Source organism: Xanthomonas sp. PPL134, from assembly GCF_040595915.1.
In the GTDB taxonomy this organism is placed as follows: Bacteria; Pseudomonadota; Gammaproteobacteria; order Xanthomonadales; family Xanthomonadaceae; genus Xanthomonas_A; species Xanthomonas_A indica.
The window spans coordinates 430,444-446,809 of the sequence record NZ_JAMDLL010000003.1; the positions used below are offsets into that span (position 1 = coordinate 430,444).

The following is a 16,366-nucleotide window of genomic DNA, read 5'->3' on the forward strand; positions in this document are numbered from 1 at the left end:
CGACCTGTTCGATCGGTGTCGCTCGACGCAACCGCGCGAAGGTGTCGGCGACGGCATGGCGTGGAGGTGGGCGAGGGTGGTCGCCTGCGTTGTGGCATGGCGGCGACGTGCGCGCAGGTCGCGTCGCAGTGACGCGAGGCGCCACGTTTCGGTGGCGCCTCGCGCGACGCATCGCATGCGTCGCGACCGGCGCACGACGCAAAAAAGTTTGCGCACTTTTGCGCATTTGCACTTGTGCGATGCCGGAACCGCGCGTGGTCGCGAAATTTTTTTTCAGCTAGCGGACAGCCTGGCGTCTACTCCCGCGATTGCTGCCGACGCGTCGTCGCGACCGGTCCGCAATGCGATCGCGGCGTCGTGTCGTTACAGAAAACACGGAAATTTCCCTGCTTTTTTTGCGCGCGCCGTTTTCCTTGTGGTGCCGGCATCGGCGATCGGTGGCGTCGGCAAGGCGGCTGGCGCGGCATGCGGCGGTCGCGGCGCGCGCGCCAGCGAAAAAAAAATTGCGCGGAAGTGTTGACAGTAAAAAAAACCGTGATTAGGTTTCGCCCAGCAGACGTTGCTGCGCAAGCGAGTGAATCGGATCGACATCAGAACGCGAAGCACAACTTGGACATCCGCCAGGAACCCGAAGATGGTGGAGTTGGAGTCGCTTCCCTCCGAGAAACGCAACGTCTCCCCTGGCATCGCACCCGTATCGACATCCGGTACGGGTGTTTCTGTATCCGATCCGGCCCGCAGCGCGCGCCGGCGGTTCCCGCAGGCGGAGCATCGCCGCGAGGTTGCTTTAACTGGGCATTTTCAATCCATAGTTCACTGACGAGGAGCCATCCCATGGCCACGAAAAAAGCTGCGAAAAAGCCGGCCGCTAAGAAGGCGGTCAAGAAGACTGCCGCCAAGAAGCCGGCAGCGAAGAAGGTTTCGGTAAAGAAGGCGGTCAAGAAGGTCGCTAAGAAGGTGGCCAAGAAGGTCGCCAAGGTGAAGAAGGCGGTCAAGAAGGCCGTTGCCAAGAAGGCAGTGAAGAAGACGGCGAAGAAGGCCGCCACCAAGAAGACCGCGAAGAAGGCCGTCGCCAAGAAGGCGGTGAAGAAGACCGCGAAGAAGGCTGCGACCAAGAAGACCGCGGCGAAGAAGACGGTGAAGAAGTCGGCTGCCAAGAAGCCGGCCGCGAAGAAGGCCACCGCCAAGAAGACCGTGGCGAAGAAGAAGCCGGCCGCTCGCAAGAAGAAGGCCGCTCCGGTCGCGCTGCCGGCCACGCCCGCGCCGCTGATCTGATCCATCCCGATCGCTGTTCCTAGACTCTCTCCCCGGTGCCCAGCGGGGAGGGAGTTTTTTATTTGCGGCGTCCTGCCGTGCGCGATTGCATCGCGCTTCTCTGCCCGACGCTGGCGGCGGCATCCGTGTTCTCGATCCTCGAAGACTGCTCGCTGCGTGCGGCTGGCCAGGTGGCGATGTGGTCATCGTGCCCCTGTGTCTCGCACCGCCGATCAGCGGCCGCCTGCCGCGTCCGCCCGTTTCAACCACCTCGACCGTTCTCCGTGCCCTGATCGCCAGATCGGCAGGTGGGGATCTGCCTGTGGGTCTCGCATGGGGACGCGGCTGCATGTCGGGACGACCGCTGCGCGATCGGATACCTGCGACGGCTGCGCATCCATCAGGTCATCCCGAGTGCATGTGCCGCCCCGGCGATCACGTGCGCACCGCACGTGCACGCGGGTGCGGCGACGGGCCTGCGCGAAAGCGGCAGGTCAGCCACCATGCGGCGGTGGGCGGCAGTGGAGGGGATCGCATTGAATGCACCGACCGACCATGGATCGGCTGGTCGTCGGAATGGGGGCCGCTGCGGCTACCGAGGCGCGCCTGACATCCAGCGGCTCAGCCAGGCAGCGTGCACTACGCATGCAGCGCGTCAGCGTGCCTTGCCCGACGGTGGGCAGCACATCGCTGCTTCCGCGCATTGCGTGGATTGCAGTGGATCTCTGAGCACCTGTTTTCGCCACCTTGAGCCGGGGACCGCTTGTCCTGTTGGAGCAGCGCCACGACGGGTGTTCCGGGTAAAGCCCGTCGTACAAACTACTTCTCGTCGTGGAGAGAGTGGCCAGCAGGCGCGATCTGCGTGTGCGTGCTGCCCAGCGCTCGCGCGGCGGTGAGCCACGCCGCCAGCACGCCAGCGGCAGCGTGCGGCGATTCGGGGTGCCTTGCCCATCCGACGTGGGACCGCGGAGGACGCCAAGAGGGCGCAGTGCACGCCCTGCGCGTGATCGTGGAGGTCAGGGCCCGCCATTGCCGTGGCTTTAACCGTGCGCTTCGACCGCCGCTGCCGTCGGGCTGACGCAGTCGCTGGACGTTCGTCGTGCAAGGTCGTCGGCTGTTGCTTCCGCGCCCGCGCCTTCGCGATGTGGCCCTGCCGCCGCATCACCGCATCGTCGCAAGCGGGGCAAGGCTGCGTCTCTGCAACGGAGCAGGGTGTATTGCAACGCAGCGCAGATCAGCGCTGCAGACAGCAGAAAGGCGGCTTGCGCCGCCTTGCTGCGAGGATGCTGCGGGAGGCCGCGCTCAGTGCGGCGAGGCCACCGACTTGGACGAGGACGCGCCCTTCTTGTCCTTCGGGTCCGGACGCTCGGCCATCAGGTTGTCGCTGCCGAAGTCGGTGTCCACGTCCAGCCAGCGCTGCGCCGGCAGGCCGATCGCGCGGTCGAGCACGGTCGGCAGCAGGCCCGAAGGCAGGCCGCTTTCGCCGTTCCACAGGATCGCCACGCCGAGGTCGCGTTCCGGCACCAGCGCGATCAGGCCGCGGTAGCCCTGCACCGCGCCGGCATGGAAGATCACCTGGTGGCCGGAGTAGTCGAACACGCGCCAGCCCAGCGCGTAGCTGGCCGAGTTGACGCGTGCGCGGCGCCAGCCCGAGCGCATCTCGCCGGGGGTCAGGATCAGCGGCGCGTGCAGGGTCGCCAGCAGCGGCTCCGGCAGCACGTCCGGGCGATGCCCGGTCTGCGCGATCAGCCACTGCGCCATGTCGCTGATGCTGGCGTTGACGCCGGCGGCCGGCGCCAGGCGGTAGTAGGTCGGCTTGGGCGTCAGCGAGACCCAGCCGTTGCGACTGCGCACGTGCGGGCGCGCCCAGCGCGGGCTGGCCTGGATGCCGGCCAGGCCCATGCTGGCGTCGTTCATGCCCAACGGCTTGAAGATGCGGCGTTCCACCGACTGCTCGTAGAAGCTGCCGGACGCGGCGAACACCACGTCGCCGATCAGGCTGAAGGCGACGTTCTGGTAGGCGTAGCACTCGCCCGGCGCGCATTTCAGCGGCGCATAGGCCAGCTTGTGGCTGAGGGTGTAGTAGTCGAGGTTGGATTCGACGTCGCGGTCGTAGGCGTTGTAGGTGAGGCCGACGCGGTGGCTGAGCAGGTCGGCCACGTTCAACTGGCGCGTGGCCACCGGGTCGCTGAGCTGGAAGCCGGGCACGTAGTCGACCACCTTGCTGTCCCAGCGCAGGGTGCCGTCGGTGACCAGCAGGCCGGCCATGGTGCCGGCGAAGGCCTTGGACAGCGAGGCCAGGCGGAACACGGTGTGCGCATCGACCGGTTCGGGACGGTTGACGTCGGTCACGCCGTAGCCGCGCGCGCTGAGCACCTGACCGTTGTGCACGATGGCCATTGCCAGACCGGGCACGCGCTCGCCATAGGTCAATTGTTCGGCGACCGACTCCAGCGCGGCCACGTCGAAGTCCTTGGCCAGCGGCAGTACCTGGCTCTGGGTCAGCGACGCGCGGTAGGGCAGCGGCTGGGTCGGCGAGGTATAGCGGGTGGCTTCGGTATGCAGCGGCGGCGGCAGCGGTTGGGCGGGCGCCGGCGTCTGTGCGGTGGAGGACATCGCAAAGGGCAACAATGCCCCGAGCAACCCGGTTGCCACCGGTCGAAGGAGCCGGTGCCTGCTGTTCTGTGTCATTGCGCCTGAGGCCTGTGAGGTGCTGCCGGCAACGATTCTAGCGCCGGATTTCTCGAATGCACAAACTGGGAGAAGATGAATAGGCATCGCCTTGATCCTGCTGGGGATTTCCCGCGTCGGACGGGGGTGTGCAGGCCTGCCGGCGGAGCGGTGGCGGGGACTGCGGCGGATGCCCACGGACATGCAATCGCCGTGCCGCGCAAGCCCGCCTTAGCCCCTCTCCCACGGGAGAGGGGTTGGGGTGAGGGTGCGTCAGCCCGCACCAGCGAAACCGCCCTAGCGCCGATCGGCAATCGCCCCCCACGAAGCAGACCTCCTGCATCGTCCCGCCGCCGTCTCAGCCCTCCCGCAGAACGGCACGCCCACGGATCAGGTCGGCAGCGCGCTCGGCGATCATCATCGTCGGGCCGTTGGTATTGCCGCTGACCAGGCGCGGCATCACTGAGGCATCGACCACGCGCAGGCCGTCGAGACCGCGCAGGCGCAGCTGCGGGTCGACCACCGCCTGCGCGTCGCTGCCCATGCGGCAGGTGCCGATCGGGTGATAGATGGTCTCTGCCTTGGCGCGGATGAAGGCGATCAGCCCAGCCTCGTCCAGGTCCTCGCGCGTCGGCAGCAGCGGCGCGCCGCGCCACGCATCGAACGCCGGCTGCCGCAGGATGTGCCGCGCCAGGCGCGCGCATTCGACCAGCATGCGCAGGTCGAAGCCGTCGGGATCGCTCAGGTAGTTGGCCTGGATCCGCGCCGGCGTGCGCGGGTCGGCGTCGTTGAGCGCGATGCGGCCGCGGCTGCGCGGCTGCAGGTGGCACGCGTGCAGGGTGAAGCCGTCGCCGGGCAGGCGGTTGCGGCCGTGGTCGTCGAGCATGGCCGGCACGAAGTGCAACTGGATGTCGGCGCGCGCATCCGGCGCCAACGACGAGCGGATGAAGCCACCGGCCTCGGCGATGTTGCTGCTGCCGGCGCCACGGTGCCCGCGCAGGAAATAGTCGAAGGCGATCTTGGCCTGGTTGCGGCGGTCGTAGCTGATGCCCGGGCGGGTGCGGTACAGCGTGCAGACGTCCAGATGATCCTGCAGGTTGGCGCCGACCTGCGGCTGGTCCAACTGCACCGTGATGCCGTGGCGGCGCAGCGCGTCGGCCGGGCCGATGCCCGAGAGCATCAGCACCTGCGGCGAGTTCACCGCGCCGGCGCTGAGCAGCACCTCGCGCGCCGCGCGCGCCTGCACCTCGCGGCCGCCCTGGGCATAGGCGACGCCGACCGCGCGTCCGCCTTCGATCAGCAGGCGCAGCACCAGCGCGTCGGTGACCACCTGCAGGTTCTCCCGTGCGCGCGCCGGCGCCAGGTAGGCGACCGCGGCCGAGCAGCGCGCGCCGTCCTTCTGGGTGACCTGGTACAGGCCCACGCCCTGTTGCTGCGGGCCGTTGAAATCGGAGTTGTGCGGGAAGCCCGCCTCCTGCGCCGCGGCCACGAACACGTCCGAGAGCGGGTTGTGGTAGCGCAGGTCGGAGACGTGCAGCGGGCCGTCGCCACCATGCAGCGCATCGCCGCCGCGGCTGTTGCATTCGCTGCGGCGGAAATAGGGCAGCACGCCGCGCCAGTCCCAGCCATCGGCACCGTCGGCCGCCCAGTCGTCGTAGTCGGCGGGCACGCCGCGCACGTAGCACATCGCGTTGATCGAACTGGAGCCGCCCAGCACCTTGCCGCGCGGCCACCACAGCCGCCGATCGTTCAAGGCCGGCTCGGCCTCGGTGAGATAGTTCCAGTTGATGCGGCGGTTGTTGGCCAGGCGCGCCAGGCCGGCGGGCATGTGGATGAAGGGATTGCGGTCGCGCGGGCCGGCCTCGATCAGCAGCACCTTGCAGTCGCGGTCCTCGCTCAGGCGGTTGGCGAGCACGCAGCCGGCCGAGCCTGCGCCGATGATGATGAAGTCGTACACCCGCGGTGTCCCCTGAGTTTCTGGCGCCGACGCTAGTCGCCGAGGATAGAGCATATGCTCGGCGTGGACCGCCGCCGGGCGCAGCGCGCGCGGGGCGCGGGTGGCGGAGGGCGCGCACGCTGGCGGTGTTGCGGTGCATCAGCTACCGTGCGCGTTTTCCGCCCCCGAAAATCGCCGATGTCCCGTTCCTGCGCCAGGGTCCGCCGCCGATGAGCGCCACCCCGCATGCTCCCGGCGCGCTGGCGCGGCTGCGCGGCGCCCTGCGCGATTCGCCGCCGCTGGCGTGGGCGTTCCTGTACTTCTTCTCGCTGCTCAGCGGCTACTACGTGCTGCGGCCGGTGCGCGAGGCCATGGGGGCCTCCGCCGACGTGGCCGCGGTGTTCCCGCCGGCGATGATCGCGTTCTTCGCGGCGCACGGCATGCCGCTGAAGGAGTTCGCGCTGCAGGTGCTGTTCACCTGCACCTTCCTGATCATGCTGTTGCTGCAGCCGGTCTACGGTGCGTTGGTCAGCCGCTATCCGCGGCGGGTGTTCCTGCCGGTGGTGTACGGCTTCTTCATCGCCACGTTGCTGCTGTTCTACGTGCTGTTCGACAGTGGCGTGCCCGGGCGCGGCATGGCCTTCTTCCTGTGGATCTCGGTATTCAACCTGTTCGCGGTGGCGGTGTTCTGGAGCTTCATGGCCGATGTCTTTAGCAACGCCGAAGCGCGCGCCTGCTATGGCTACATCGGCGCCGCCGGCACGCTCGGCGCGTTCCTGGGGCCGGTGATCGCCAGCAGCCTGGTCGAGCGCATCGGCATCGCCAACCTGATGCTGGTATCGGCCGGCTTCCTGGTGGTCAGCGTGATCTGCCTGCTGCGCCTGCGGCTGTGGGCGGTCGCCCGCGAACGCGAGCGCGGCGTGCTTGGCGGCGAGGCGCCGATGGGCGGCGACGTGCTGGCCGGGCTGAAGCTGATCGCGCGCGAACCGCTGCTGCGCTGGCTGGCCCTGATGTCGGTGTTCGGGGTGGGCGTGGGCACCTTGCTGTACAACGAACAGGCGGCGATCGTGCGCCGCCTGTACACCGATGCGGCGGCCAGTACCGCCTTCTACGCCAGCATCGACCTGGCGGTGAACGCGCTGACCCTGGTCCTGCAACTGCTGGTCACCCGCGCGCTGCTGTCGCGCTTCGGCATCGGGCCGGCGCTGCTGATCCCCGGCTGCGCGATCCTGATTGGCTATTCGGTGCTGGCGGTCTCGCCGTTGCCGATGCTGGTGGCGGTGGTGCAGGTGATGACCCGCGCCGGCGAGTTCTCCCTGGCCAAGCCGGCCCGCGAGACCCTGTACACGCGGGTCGGCCGCGAATGGCGCTACAAGGCCGGCGCGGCGATCGATACGGTGATCTACCGTGGCAGCGACCTCAGCTTCGCCTGGCTGTACAAACTGCTGTCGGGCTTCGGCTCGCAGGTGGTGTTCGTCGCGGGCCTGCTGGCCGCCTCCGGCATGACCCTGGGCGCGTGGCGGCTGCTGCGCGAGGCGGCCAAGCTGCCGCCGGAACGCACGCCGCCGACGCGCTGAGGCGGCGCCGCGAAGCAGGGGACTGGCCGCCCATCGGGACGCTGGCTATGCTGGCGCCCTGTTTCCTGTGCCGGATAGCACGATGATCCTGTTGGCTTCGATCCTGGTGGGCGCGGTCGCGCTGCTGCACCTGTACATCCTGGTGCTGGAGATGGTCCTGTGGACGCGTCCGCTGGGCATGAAGGTGTTCCGCAACAGCCCGGAGAAGGCGCAGGCCACGCGCGTGCTGGCGGCCAACCAGGGGCTCTACAACGGCTTCCTAGCCGCCGGCCTGGCCTGGGGCCTGGTCGCGCAGCGGGTCGACGTGATGCTGTTCTTCCTCGGCTGCGTGGTCGTGGCCGGCCTGTACGGCGGCTGGAGCGTCAGCCGCCGCATCGTGTTCGTGCAGGCGCTGCCGGCGGCGCTGGCCATCGCCGCGGTGCTGCTGGCGTACTGAGCCGCACACCGCACACCGCACACCGCACACGCGGCGCAGCGATCAGGCCGAGGTCGACGCGCGTGGCGACACCCACATCGCGATGCGCGCGAAACACACCACCTGTTCGCGTGCGTCGCGGATCTCCACGCTGACCGGCAGGTCGTAGCTGCGCTCGGCGGCGACGATCGCCACGTCCGGGGTGGCCACCGCATGCATCGGGCCGAGCGCCTTGCTGCGGTATTCCACCTGCATGCCCTTGGGGATCCAGCGCATCGACGGCGGCAGGCTGGCGTCGACCATGAGACCGCCGGCCAGTTCCGCCAGGTTGCACAGCGCGATCGCGTGCACGGTGCCGATGTGGTTGCTGACCCGCCGCCGATGCGCGATGCGCGCCTCGCAGCGGCCCGGCTGCAGGACGGTGATGCGCGGCGCGATGCTGGCGAAGTAGGGCGCCTTGAAGCAGACCGCGCGCGCGAACAGCCAGGAACCGGCTGGCCAGCGTTGCATGCGGCGATAGAGCGAAAGCAGTTGGCTCATGGCTGTCTCCTCAAACGCACGACGGCGGACCGAAGTCCGCCGTCGTGGGTGTCGCATGGCCGGGACGATCAGGCCGCTTCGCGCGAATGCCCGTCGTCGGCCGCCGCAGCGGCGCGCTGGTAATAGCTCGCCGAACGCAGCTCGTCGGTGTCGAAGTCGTCGACGCTGATCGTGTCCATGGTGATCTCGCGCAGTTCCTCCAGCTGACGGCGCTCGTCGGCAGACAACACGCCTTCGCGCACCGCCTCGTCCAGCTGCGAGGCAAAGTCCAGCGACTCGATGCCCTTGCTCTTGAGCGCCTTCAGGAACTTGCGCTCCACCGGCTCGGCCAGCACGGCCTTGGTCAGGTAGCTGGCGATGCGGCCGCCGGGGTTGTTCTCGCACGGGGTCAGGAACACGCCCTGGCCCAGGCGGTCGCGGGCTTCGTTGGGGGTCATCAGCAGCGCGGCGACGCGGTGGCCCAGGCGGTCGCCCGGCGCTTCGGCACGGCGGCCCCACGGGAAGATCAGCGCCCACATCAGCCAGCCGACCGGACGGATCGGGAAGTTGCGCAGCGCCGCCGACAGCGCCAGCTCGATCTTGTGCACGCTGTCGTGGAAGGCCCAGGCCAGCAGCGGCTGGTCGGTGGCCGGTGCGCCATCGTCGTGGTAGCGCTTGAGCATGGCGCTGGTCATGTAGATGTGGCTCAGCACGTCGCCCAGGCGCCCGGACAGCGACTCCTTGAACTTCAGCTTGCCGCCGAGCATCAGCATCGACACGTCGGCCATCAGCGCCAGGTTCGCCGAATAGCGGTCCAGCTTGCGGAAGTAGCGGCGGGTGTAGGCATCGCCCGGCGCGGCACCGATGCGCGCGGCGGTCAGGCCGAACCACAGCGAACGCACCGCGTTGGAGATGGCGAAGCCGATGTGGCCGAACAGGTTGCGGTCGAACTCGTCGACGCCGGCCTTGTGGTCCGGGTTGCCGGCGGCCTTCATTTCCTTCATCACCCACGGATGGCACAGGATCGCACCCTGGCCGAAGATCAGCAGGCTGCGGGTCATGATGTTGGCGCCTTCCACGGTGATCGCGATCGGCGCGGCCTGCCAGCTGCGGCCGGCGAAGTTGCGCGGGCCGAGGATGATGCCCTTGCCGCCGACCACGTCCATCACGTCGCTGATGACCTCACGGCTCATGGTGGTGCAGTGATACTTGGCGATCGCCGACGGCACCGACGGCACGTCGCCGCGGTCCACCGCCGCGGCGGTGGCCTGCGACAGGGCGCTGATCGCATAGGCCTTGCCGCCGATCCGCGCCAGCGCCTCTTCCACGCCTTCGAAGCGGCCGACCGACAGGCCGAACTGCTTGCGGATGCGCGCATACGCACCGGTGACGACCGCGCCGAACTTGGCGCCGCCGCTGGCGGTGGAGGGCAGGGTGATCGAGCGGCCCACGGCCAGGCACTCGTTGAGCATGTTCCAGCCCTTGCCGACCATCTCCACGCCGCCGATCAGCTGGCTCAGCGGGATGAACACCTCGCGGCCATGGATCGGGCCGTTCTGGAACGGCGAGTTCAGCGGGAAGTGACGGCGGCCGATCTCGACCCCGGGGGTCTCGCGCGGCAGCAGCGCCAGGGTGATGCCGATGTCCTTGGTGTCGCCGATCAGGCCTTCCGGGTCGTACATGCGGAACGCCAGGCCGACCAGGGTCGCCACCGGGGCCAGGGTGATGTAGCGCTTGTCGAAGGTCAGCTTGACGCCGAGCACGTTGGCGCCGTTCCACTCGCCCTTGCAGACGATGCCGTAGTCGGGGATCGAGGTGGCGTCGGAGCCGGCGAACGGACCGGTCAGGCCGAAGCAGGGCACTTCCTGGCCCACCGCCAGACGCGGCAGGTAGTAGTCCTTCTGCTCCTTGGAGCCGTAGTGCAGCAGCAGTTCGCCCGGGCCCAGCGAGTTGGGCACGCCGACGGTGGAGCTGACCACGCTGGAGACCGAGGCGATCTTCTGGATCACCTTGTGGTGCGCCAGCGCGGAGAAGCCGAGGCCGCCGTACTCCTTCGGAATGATCATGCCGAAGAACTTGTTCTTCTTGATGAAGCTCCAGATCTCCGGCGGCAGGTCGGCATGGACGTGGGTGATCTCCCAGTCGTTGGTCATCCGGCACAGCTCTTCGACCGGGCCATCGAGGAAGGCCTGCTCTTCGGCGGTCAGCTGCGGCTTGGGATAGTTCAGCAGCTTCTGCCAATCCGGATCGCCGGTGAACAGTTCGCCTTCGAAACCGACCGAACCGGTTTCCAGGGCGATGCGCTCGGTCTGCGACAGCGGCGGCAGCACCTTGCGGAACACTTTCAGCATCGGTGCGGTGAGCAGCGGCTTGCGCACGAACGGCAACAGCAGCGGCACCGCGATCACCGCCAGCACGACGGCCGCGACGATGGTGGCGACGTGGCTGGCGCCGAGCAGCCAGCACGCGACCAGCAGCGTGGCGCTCAACGCGGCCCAGACGGCGAGCCGCATGCGGTGATAGGCGGCGAACGCGCCGGCCAGCAACAACACGAGGAAGGGGGCAATGATGCTCATGGGCGTGCTCCGGGGAGGTACTCGGTGACGGCGGACGATGCGCCGGCGCAGGCCGGTGGCAGGGCGTCCAGGTAGTGCAACACAGTGGCGGTAAATGCGGCGTTGTCGTCGCCGGCCAGCATATGCGTGGCCTCGGGCAGATGCGCATGCTGCGCATGCGGCACCAGCGACAGGAATTCTTCGATGGTCTGCGGCGTGACCAGGTCGCTGCGGCCGCCGCTGATCAGCAGCAGCGGACACTGCACGTGCGCGGCGGCCTGCGCGATCGCGCCCTGGTGCTGGTCGCTGTCGCGCGCCAGCTCTTCGACCAGGCGCGGATCCCAGTGCCAGTACCAGCGGCCGTCGGTGTGCTGGCGCAGCACGCTGCGCAGCGCCTCCGGCGATTTGCGCGCGCGCTGCGGCAGGTAGGCGGCAATGGCGTCGCCAGCGTCGTCCAGGCTGGCGAAGCCCTGCGGATGCGCGCTCATGAAGGCGAGGATGCGCTCGACTCCGGCCGGCTGCCAACGCGGGGTGATGTCCACCAGCACCATCGCGCGGAACAGGCCCGGCCAGCGCGATTCGGCGATCAGCCCGAACAGCCCGCCCATCGAGGCGGCGACCAGCACCGGCGGCGGCGACATCTCGCCGGCGACCACGATCAGGTCGTCGGTGAACTGCTCGCCGCGATAAGGAAGGTCCGCCGGGTTGCGTGCGGAATCACCATGGCCGCGCGCATCGTAGGCAACGCTGCGGTAGCCGTGCGCCTGCAGCGCCGCGGCGGTCGTCGCCCACGCGTGCCGGGTCTGGCCGAAGCCATGCGCGAACAACACCGAACCGGCCTCGCCGGGACCGGTGACGGTCGCGGCCAGCGCCAACTCGCCGGCACCCGAGAGGGTGGCCGAGGCGGCATGCGGGACGGTGGCGGGTGCGGAAACCATACGAGATAGTATGGTCGCCATGCGCGGCATGTCAATACGATGCAGTATGGGTGCGAAAAGCCAATGCTGCCGGGCATTTGCGCCCGCCCCGCGAAGGCCACATACTGCAACCGACGTCCCCGTATGGTTAAATCCACGGATGAATACCGCGCCCGCTCCTTCCTCCGACGACGGCGCCGCTTCCGGCGGTGGCCGCAACAACCGGCTCAGTGCCGAAGACTGGGCGCAGGCTGCCCTGGACCTGATCGCCGAACAGGGCGTGAGCGCGGTGGCGGTGGAGCCGCTGGCGCGGCGCCTGGGCGTCACCAAGGGTAGCTTCTACTGGCACTTCCCCTCGCGCGATGCGCTGCTGCAGGCCGCGCTGGAACGCTGGGAACTGGTCGAGCAGCAGCAGGTGTTCGGCAGCCTGGAAGAGGTGCCGGATCCGCGCACGCGCCTGCGCGCGCTGTTCCAGTTGGTCGCGCACGAGGTCAAGCCGCATGTCATCTACAGCGAACTGTTGAAGGCGCTCGACCATCCCGCGGTGCGGCCGGTGATCGACCGGGTCTCGCAGCGGCGCATGGAGTATCTGATCGCCTCGTTCCGCCAGGCCGGGCTCAGCCGGACCGACGCGCAACACCGCGCTCGGCTGGCCTATGCCGCCTACGTCGGCTTCCTGCAGCTGTCGCTGCAGTTGCACCAGCCCAAGCAGGCGCGCGAGGACTTCGAGGCCTACGTCGAGCACGTCATCGTGACCTTGATTCCCGGCTGATGGCGCGCGGTCCGGTTGCTGCCGACGTGCTGGAGGCCGTGCATCGGCACGTGGCCGAGGGCGACTACCGGGCTGCCGATGCGTTGTGCGAGCGAGCCCTGAGCGCAGCGCCCGCCGATCTGGCGCTGCGCCGCACACATGCGATGTTGCTGATGGACAGCGGCGCGTTCGCGCGTGCCGCCGAGGCCTGGGCGCTGGTGACGGCGGCCGAACCCAGTGCGGAGGCCTGGAGCCGGAGCGCGATCTGCCTGGCCCGGCTAGGCGAGCATGCGCAGGCCGTGCCCGCGTTCGAGCACGCCTTGCGGCTGGCTGCCGACGCCTTCCTGGTGCGGCTGTGGTATGCCGAAAGCCTGGAGGCGCTCGGGCGCCACGACGATGCGCTGCCGATGTACTTCGCGGCGGTGCGCACGGCGCAGGCCAGGGGACGCTGGCTGGATCAGGCCAGTACCGCGCCCGAGTTGCGGACGCGCGTGGTGGCCGCGATGCAGCGGATCGATCAGGGGCGGCATGCGTTGTTCGTCGCGGCGATCCAGCCGTTGCTCGATCGCTTCGGCGAGACCGCGCTGCGCCGGGTAATGGCGGCATTGCGCATCTATCTCGGGCTGCAGCCGCGCCCGGCGGACGATGGCCAGCACCCGACCTTCCTGTACATCCCGGAGCTGGATCCGTCTCCCTACCTGGGGGCCGCGCGGTTCCCCTGGTACGACCGGCTGCAGGATGCCGCCGCCGGAATCGTCGAGGAGGCGCATCAGGTCCTGGCGTCGCGGCAGTCGGTGCAACCGTTCCTGGATTTCAGCAACGGCACCTCGCCGCAGGACTATCTCGCCGGCCAGCGGGGCGACGGTGCCTGGGATGCGTATTTCTTCTACCGGCACGGGCAGGCCTACGCGGAGAACCAGCAGCGCTGCCCGCGGACGGCGGCCGCGTTGGCGCAGGTGCCGTTGACCCGGATCGATGGGCACGCACCGGAGGTCTTGTTCTCGATCCTGGCGCCCGGCACCACGATCAAGCCGCATTACGGCGTGACCAACGCGCGCGTCGTGACCCACCTGCCGTTGATCGTGCCGCCGGACTGCGCGCTCGAGGTGGCCGGCATCGCCCATGCCTGGGAGGTCGGACGCCTGGTGACGTTCAACGACACCTGCCTGCACCAGGCCTGGAACCACAGCGATCGGGTGCGGGTGGTGATGATCCTCGACACCTGGCACCCGGATCTGGACGAAGCCGAGACGCTGGCGCTGCGGCAACTGGTGGAGACGATCGGCGCGTTCAACCTGCGCGCCGGCGTGTGAGCCGTGCCTGCCGCGTCGCGTACCGTTTAGTTCGTGGCGACGCTCAGCGCTTGAACATGAGGTAGGTCGACAGGATGTACTTGTCGTTGGACACCGGCGGCTCGCCGACGTGCTGGTACATCCAGTAGGGCGGGAACATCAGCAGCCTGCCTGCGCGGGGCGTGGTTTCCACGTCGAGGTCGCAGAAGCGTGTGGTTCCTCCCTCGCGGACGTCGTTGAGGTACCACAGGAACACCAGGTAGCGTTCCGAGACCGCGTCGACCGCGTCGAAGTGCGGCTGGAAACGATCGGTGCCGCCGACCTGGTACTTCTTCAGGATCAGCCGGTCGATGGTCGGCCGGTACGGAATGGGCAGGGTCAGGCCCAGCTCCTGGTTATAGCGGGCCAGGTAGCGCTCGACCCTGTCCAGGAAGAAGCCCAGGAAGGCCGGATCGGCCAGTTTGCCGATGTCCAGTTCGGTCCAGTTGCTCTCGCCGAGCGCGGCGTGGAGCGTGCTGCCGTTGCGCAGGTGGTGCGTGCGGGAAGATTCGAACCCGTCGATCAACTGCTGGCAGAACGGGATGGGTAGCGCGTCGTCGTAGGTGCGGATGTAGTCGCTCAGCGCTTTCATGGTGCGCGCGCCTCCAGGTCATAGCCCCAATGTGTCGCGACCGGCTGCAGGATCGGCAGCGCACTGGCCAGCCAGGGCGCATAGGGATGCCAGCGTCCCACCGCGCGCTGGTTCACCGGTTCCACCACCTGCGCGTAACTGGGGGTGCTGATGTAGCCCTTGCGTGCGGCATGTTGCGCGAAATCGGCCAGGAAGCCGGCCTGGTCGATGCCCAGGAAATCGCCGATGCGTTGCACCTGCGCAGGGAAATCGGCCACCGTTTCCTCGTACTTGAGGACCAGCAGCTGCGGCTGCAGTAGCGCCTGATGGTGGATCCAGAAGCGCATCGCGTTCACGTAGCTCTTGGCCAGGCGCTCGAGCGTGGAGCACAGCACCATGAAGGCGGGCGAGCGGAAGTTCTGCATGTAGCAGCTCAACAGCACGTCGCAGGGGTGGCGCAGGGCGAGAATGATCTTCGCGGCGGGGAACATGCGCAGGATGACCGGCAGGCGCAACATGTTCAGCGGATTCTTGTCGACCAGTTGCTGGCCTGGGGCCAGGGCCACGACCTTGGCGACTTCCGCCCAGTACACCTGGCGCATTGCCTCGACCTGGGCGTGGTCCAGGGCATCCAGGTCGTACGGATAGCGCTTGCCCTGCGCTTCCATCCATTCGATGCAGCGCTGCAGGATCGCGCGCTCGTCCATCGACGCGTAGCGCGGATGCGCATCGAGCATCTGTTCCAGCATGGTGGTGCCCGAGCGGGGGAAGCCGACGATGAACACCGGCGAGGCGTCGCTGTGCGGCGCCGTGTCATGCGTGTCGGTCGCGAACGGGGTCTGCAGCCACTGGCTGGAGATCTGCAGCGGTTCTTCGCCGGAGTGGGCGATGTCCGGCACGGTCTCGGCGGCGAGCTTGAACTGGAGCGCATGCGCCTTCTCCAGCATGGTCATCGCCGCGGCGGGCTCGCCCTGCTTGTCGTCGATGCCGGCCAGCGCAAAGTACGCATTGGCCTCGATCTGCACCTGCGGCCGCAGGTCCAGCAATTCGACATTGGCGCCGCGTGCAGCGGCGTAGTCCTTGCGGCGCAGCGCCAGCGCCGCCTGCAGTTGCAGCAGGTCGATGCGGGTCTGCCGGTCGTCCTGCACGGCGATGGCGCTCGCCTGCTGCCACAGCGCCTCGGCCTCGGGGATGCGATTGGTGCGTTCGTGCAGTTGCGCCAGGCGGATCAGGTTGGAGAGCGACGGCGCCTGGCCGTGCAGCGTCTGCGACAGCAGTGCCTCGGCTTCGTCGGTTCTGCCGACCTGGATCAGTGCACCGGCCAGGTCCTCGCGCAGGTCGTCGGGCAGGTGTGGCCACAGCGCTGGTGGCGGGAGCAGGGCGGCGGCGCGTTGCGCGTCGCCGCATTCGAAGCAGGCGATGGCGGCGTGGATGCGCGCTTCCGGTTGCGCCGGATCCAGGTCGACCGCATCCAGCAGGCGGTGCCGTGCACGCGCGATGTCGCCCATGTCCAACAACAGCAGGCCGTGGTCGACCAGGTAGTGATAGGTCTGCGGCGCCAGCGCAAGCGCCTGGCGGTAGGCCTGGTCGGCGTTGGCATGCTCGCCAAGGGTGCGCAGCGCCATGCCGAGATTGGCCCAGTGCGCCGACTCGTGCGGCTGCAGACGGGTCAGGGTGCCGTAGTGCGTGGCGGCTCCGGCCACGTCGCCGCTCTGTTGCAGCGCCATTGCCAGCAGCGTGAGCCAGCCGGCGTCGTGCGGCATTGTGGCCAGCGCTTGCCGGCACAGGTCTGCTGCGGTGTCGGCCCGGCCTTGTTCGATGAGATGGATCGCGTGTTGCAGCTGTGGTGCGTTCATTCCGGTCTGCCAAA

13 protein-coding genes are annotated in these 16,366 nt (G+C 68.5%); 6 read left to right on the forward strand and 7 right to left on the reverse strand.

What is annotated here, in order from left to right:
• Window positions 1-175: 175 nt before the first annotated feature.
• Complete coding sequence (locus tag M3U25_RS09670) at window positions 176-520, forward strand: hypothetical protein (protein ID WP_355497898.1); 345 nt, start codon at window positions 176-178, stop codon at window positions 518-520.
• A gap of 314 nt (window positions 521-834) precedes the next feature.
• Complete coding sequence (locus tag M3U25_RS09675) at window positions 835-1,275, forward strand: hypothetical protein (RefSeq protein WP_355497896.1); 441 nt, start codon at window positions 835-837, stop codon at window positions 1,273-1,275.
• A 1,281-nt stretch (window positions 1,276-2,556) separates the two neighbouring features.
• Here M3U25_RS09675 and M3U25_RS09680 read toward each other — a convergent pair.
• Both M3U25_RS09680 and M3U25_RS09685 read right to left on the reverse strand, forming a co-directional pair.
• Window positions 2,557-3,909, reverse strand: a complete 1,353-nt coding sequence (locus tag M3U25_RS09680; RefSeq protein ID WP_355497893.1) for a serine hydrolase domain-containing protein — start codon at window positions 3,907-3,909, stop codon at window positions 2,557-2,559.
• A 373-nt stretch (window positions 3,910-4,282) separates the two neighbouring features.
• Window positions 4,283-5,881, reverse strand: a complete 1,599-nt coding sequence (locus tag M3U25_RS09685; protein WP_355497890.1) for a choline dehydrogenase — start codon at window positions 5,879-5,881, stop codon at window positions 4,283-4,285.
• 209 nt (window positions 5,882-6,090) lie between these two features.
• Between M3U25_RS09685 and M3U25_RS09690 the strand changes: the two genes are divergently transcribed.
• Both M3U25_RS09690 and M3U25_RS09695 read left to right on the forward strand, forming a co-directional pair.
• Window positions 6,091-7,437 (forward strand): MFS transporter, encoded by a 1,347-nt coding sequence (locus tag M3U25_RS09690; protein WP_355497887.1) that lies wholly within the window; start codon window positions 6,091-6,093, stop codon window positions 7,435-7,437.
• A gap of 82 nt (window positions 7,438-7,519) precedes the next feature.
• Complete coding sequence (locus tag M3U25_RS09695; RefSeq protein WP_010344196.1) at window positions 7,520-7,873, forward strand: DUF1304 domain-containing protein; 354 nt, start codon at window positions 7,520-7,522, stop codon at window positions 7,871-7,873.
• Between the two features lie 42 nt (window positions 7,874-7,915).
• Here the strand turns inward: M3U25_RS09695 and M3U25_RS09700 are convergent, their stop codons facing one another.
• The 3 genes from M3U25_RS09700 to M3U25_RS09710 all read right to left on the reverse strand — a co-directional run bounded on the left by M3U25_RS09700 (window position 7,916) and on the right by M3U25_RS09710 (window position 11,864).
• On the reverse strand, window positions 7,916-8,392 hold the full coding sequence (locus M3U25_RS09700; RefSeq protein WP_355497883.1) for a hotdog fold domain-containing protein: 477 nt from the start codon (window positions 8,390-8,392) through the stop codon (window positions 7,916-7,918).
• A 68-nt stretch (window positions 8,393-8,460) separates the two neighbouring features.
• The gene (locus tag M3U25_RS09705; RefSeq protein ID WP_160946445.1) at window positions 8,461-10,947 is read right to left on the reverse strand and encodes an acyl-CoA dehydrogenase; all 2,487 of its coding nucleotides are present in this window, start codon (window positions 10,945-10,947) and stop codon (window positions 8,461-8,463) included.
• Window positions 10,944-11,864, reverse strand: a complete 921-nt coding sequence (locus M3U25_RS09710) for an alpha/beta fold hydrolase (RefSeq protein WP_355497879.1) — start codon at window positions 11,862-11,864, stop codon at window positions 10,944-10,946. Before M3U25_RS09710 ends, M3U25_RS09705 begins: the two co-directional genes overlap by 4 nt.
• A 139-nt stretch (window positions 11,865-12,003) precedes the next feature.
• Here M3U25_RS09710 and M3U25_RS09715 point away from each other — a divergent pair, with 139 nt between their 5' ends.
• Window positions 12,004-12,615 (forward strand): TetR/AcrR family transcriptional regulator, encoded by a 612-nt coding sequence (locus M3U25_RS09715; RefSeq protein ID WP_209029670.1) that lies wholly within the window; start codon window positions 12,004-12,006, stop codon window positions 12,613-12,615.
• Window positions 12,615-13,907, forward strand: coding sequence for an aspartyl/asparaginyl beta-hydroxylase domain-containing protein (locus M3U25_RS09720; RefSeq protein ID WP_355497875.1), 1,293 nt, complete (start codon window positions 12,615-12,617; stop codon window positions 13,905-13,907). The genes M3U25_RS09715 and M3U25_RS09720 overlap by 1 nt, the downstream gene beginning before the upstream one ends.
• 43 nt (window positions 13,908-13,950) lie before the next feature.
• Here M3U25_RS09720 and M3U25_RS09725 read toward each other — a convergent pair whose 3' ends face one another.
• Complete coding sequence (locus M3U25_RS09725; protein WP_355497872.1) at window positions 13,951-14,517, reverse strand: 2OG-Fe(II) oxygenase; 567 nt, start codon at window positions 14,515-14,517, stop codon at window positions 13,951-13,953.
• Complete coding sequence (locus M3U25_RS09730) at window positions 14,514-16,352, reverse strand: sulfotransferase (RefSeq protein WP_355497869.1); 1,839 nt, start codon at window positions 16,350-16,352, stop codon at window positions 14,514-14,516. Before M3U25_RS09730 ends, M3U25_RS09725 begins: the two co-directional genes overlap by 4 nt.
• Window positions 16,353-16,366 lie beyond the last annotated feature (14 nt).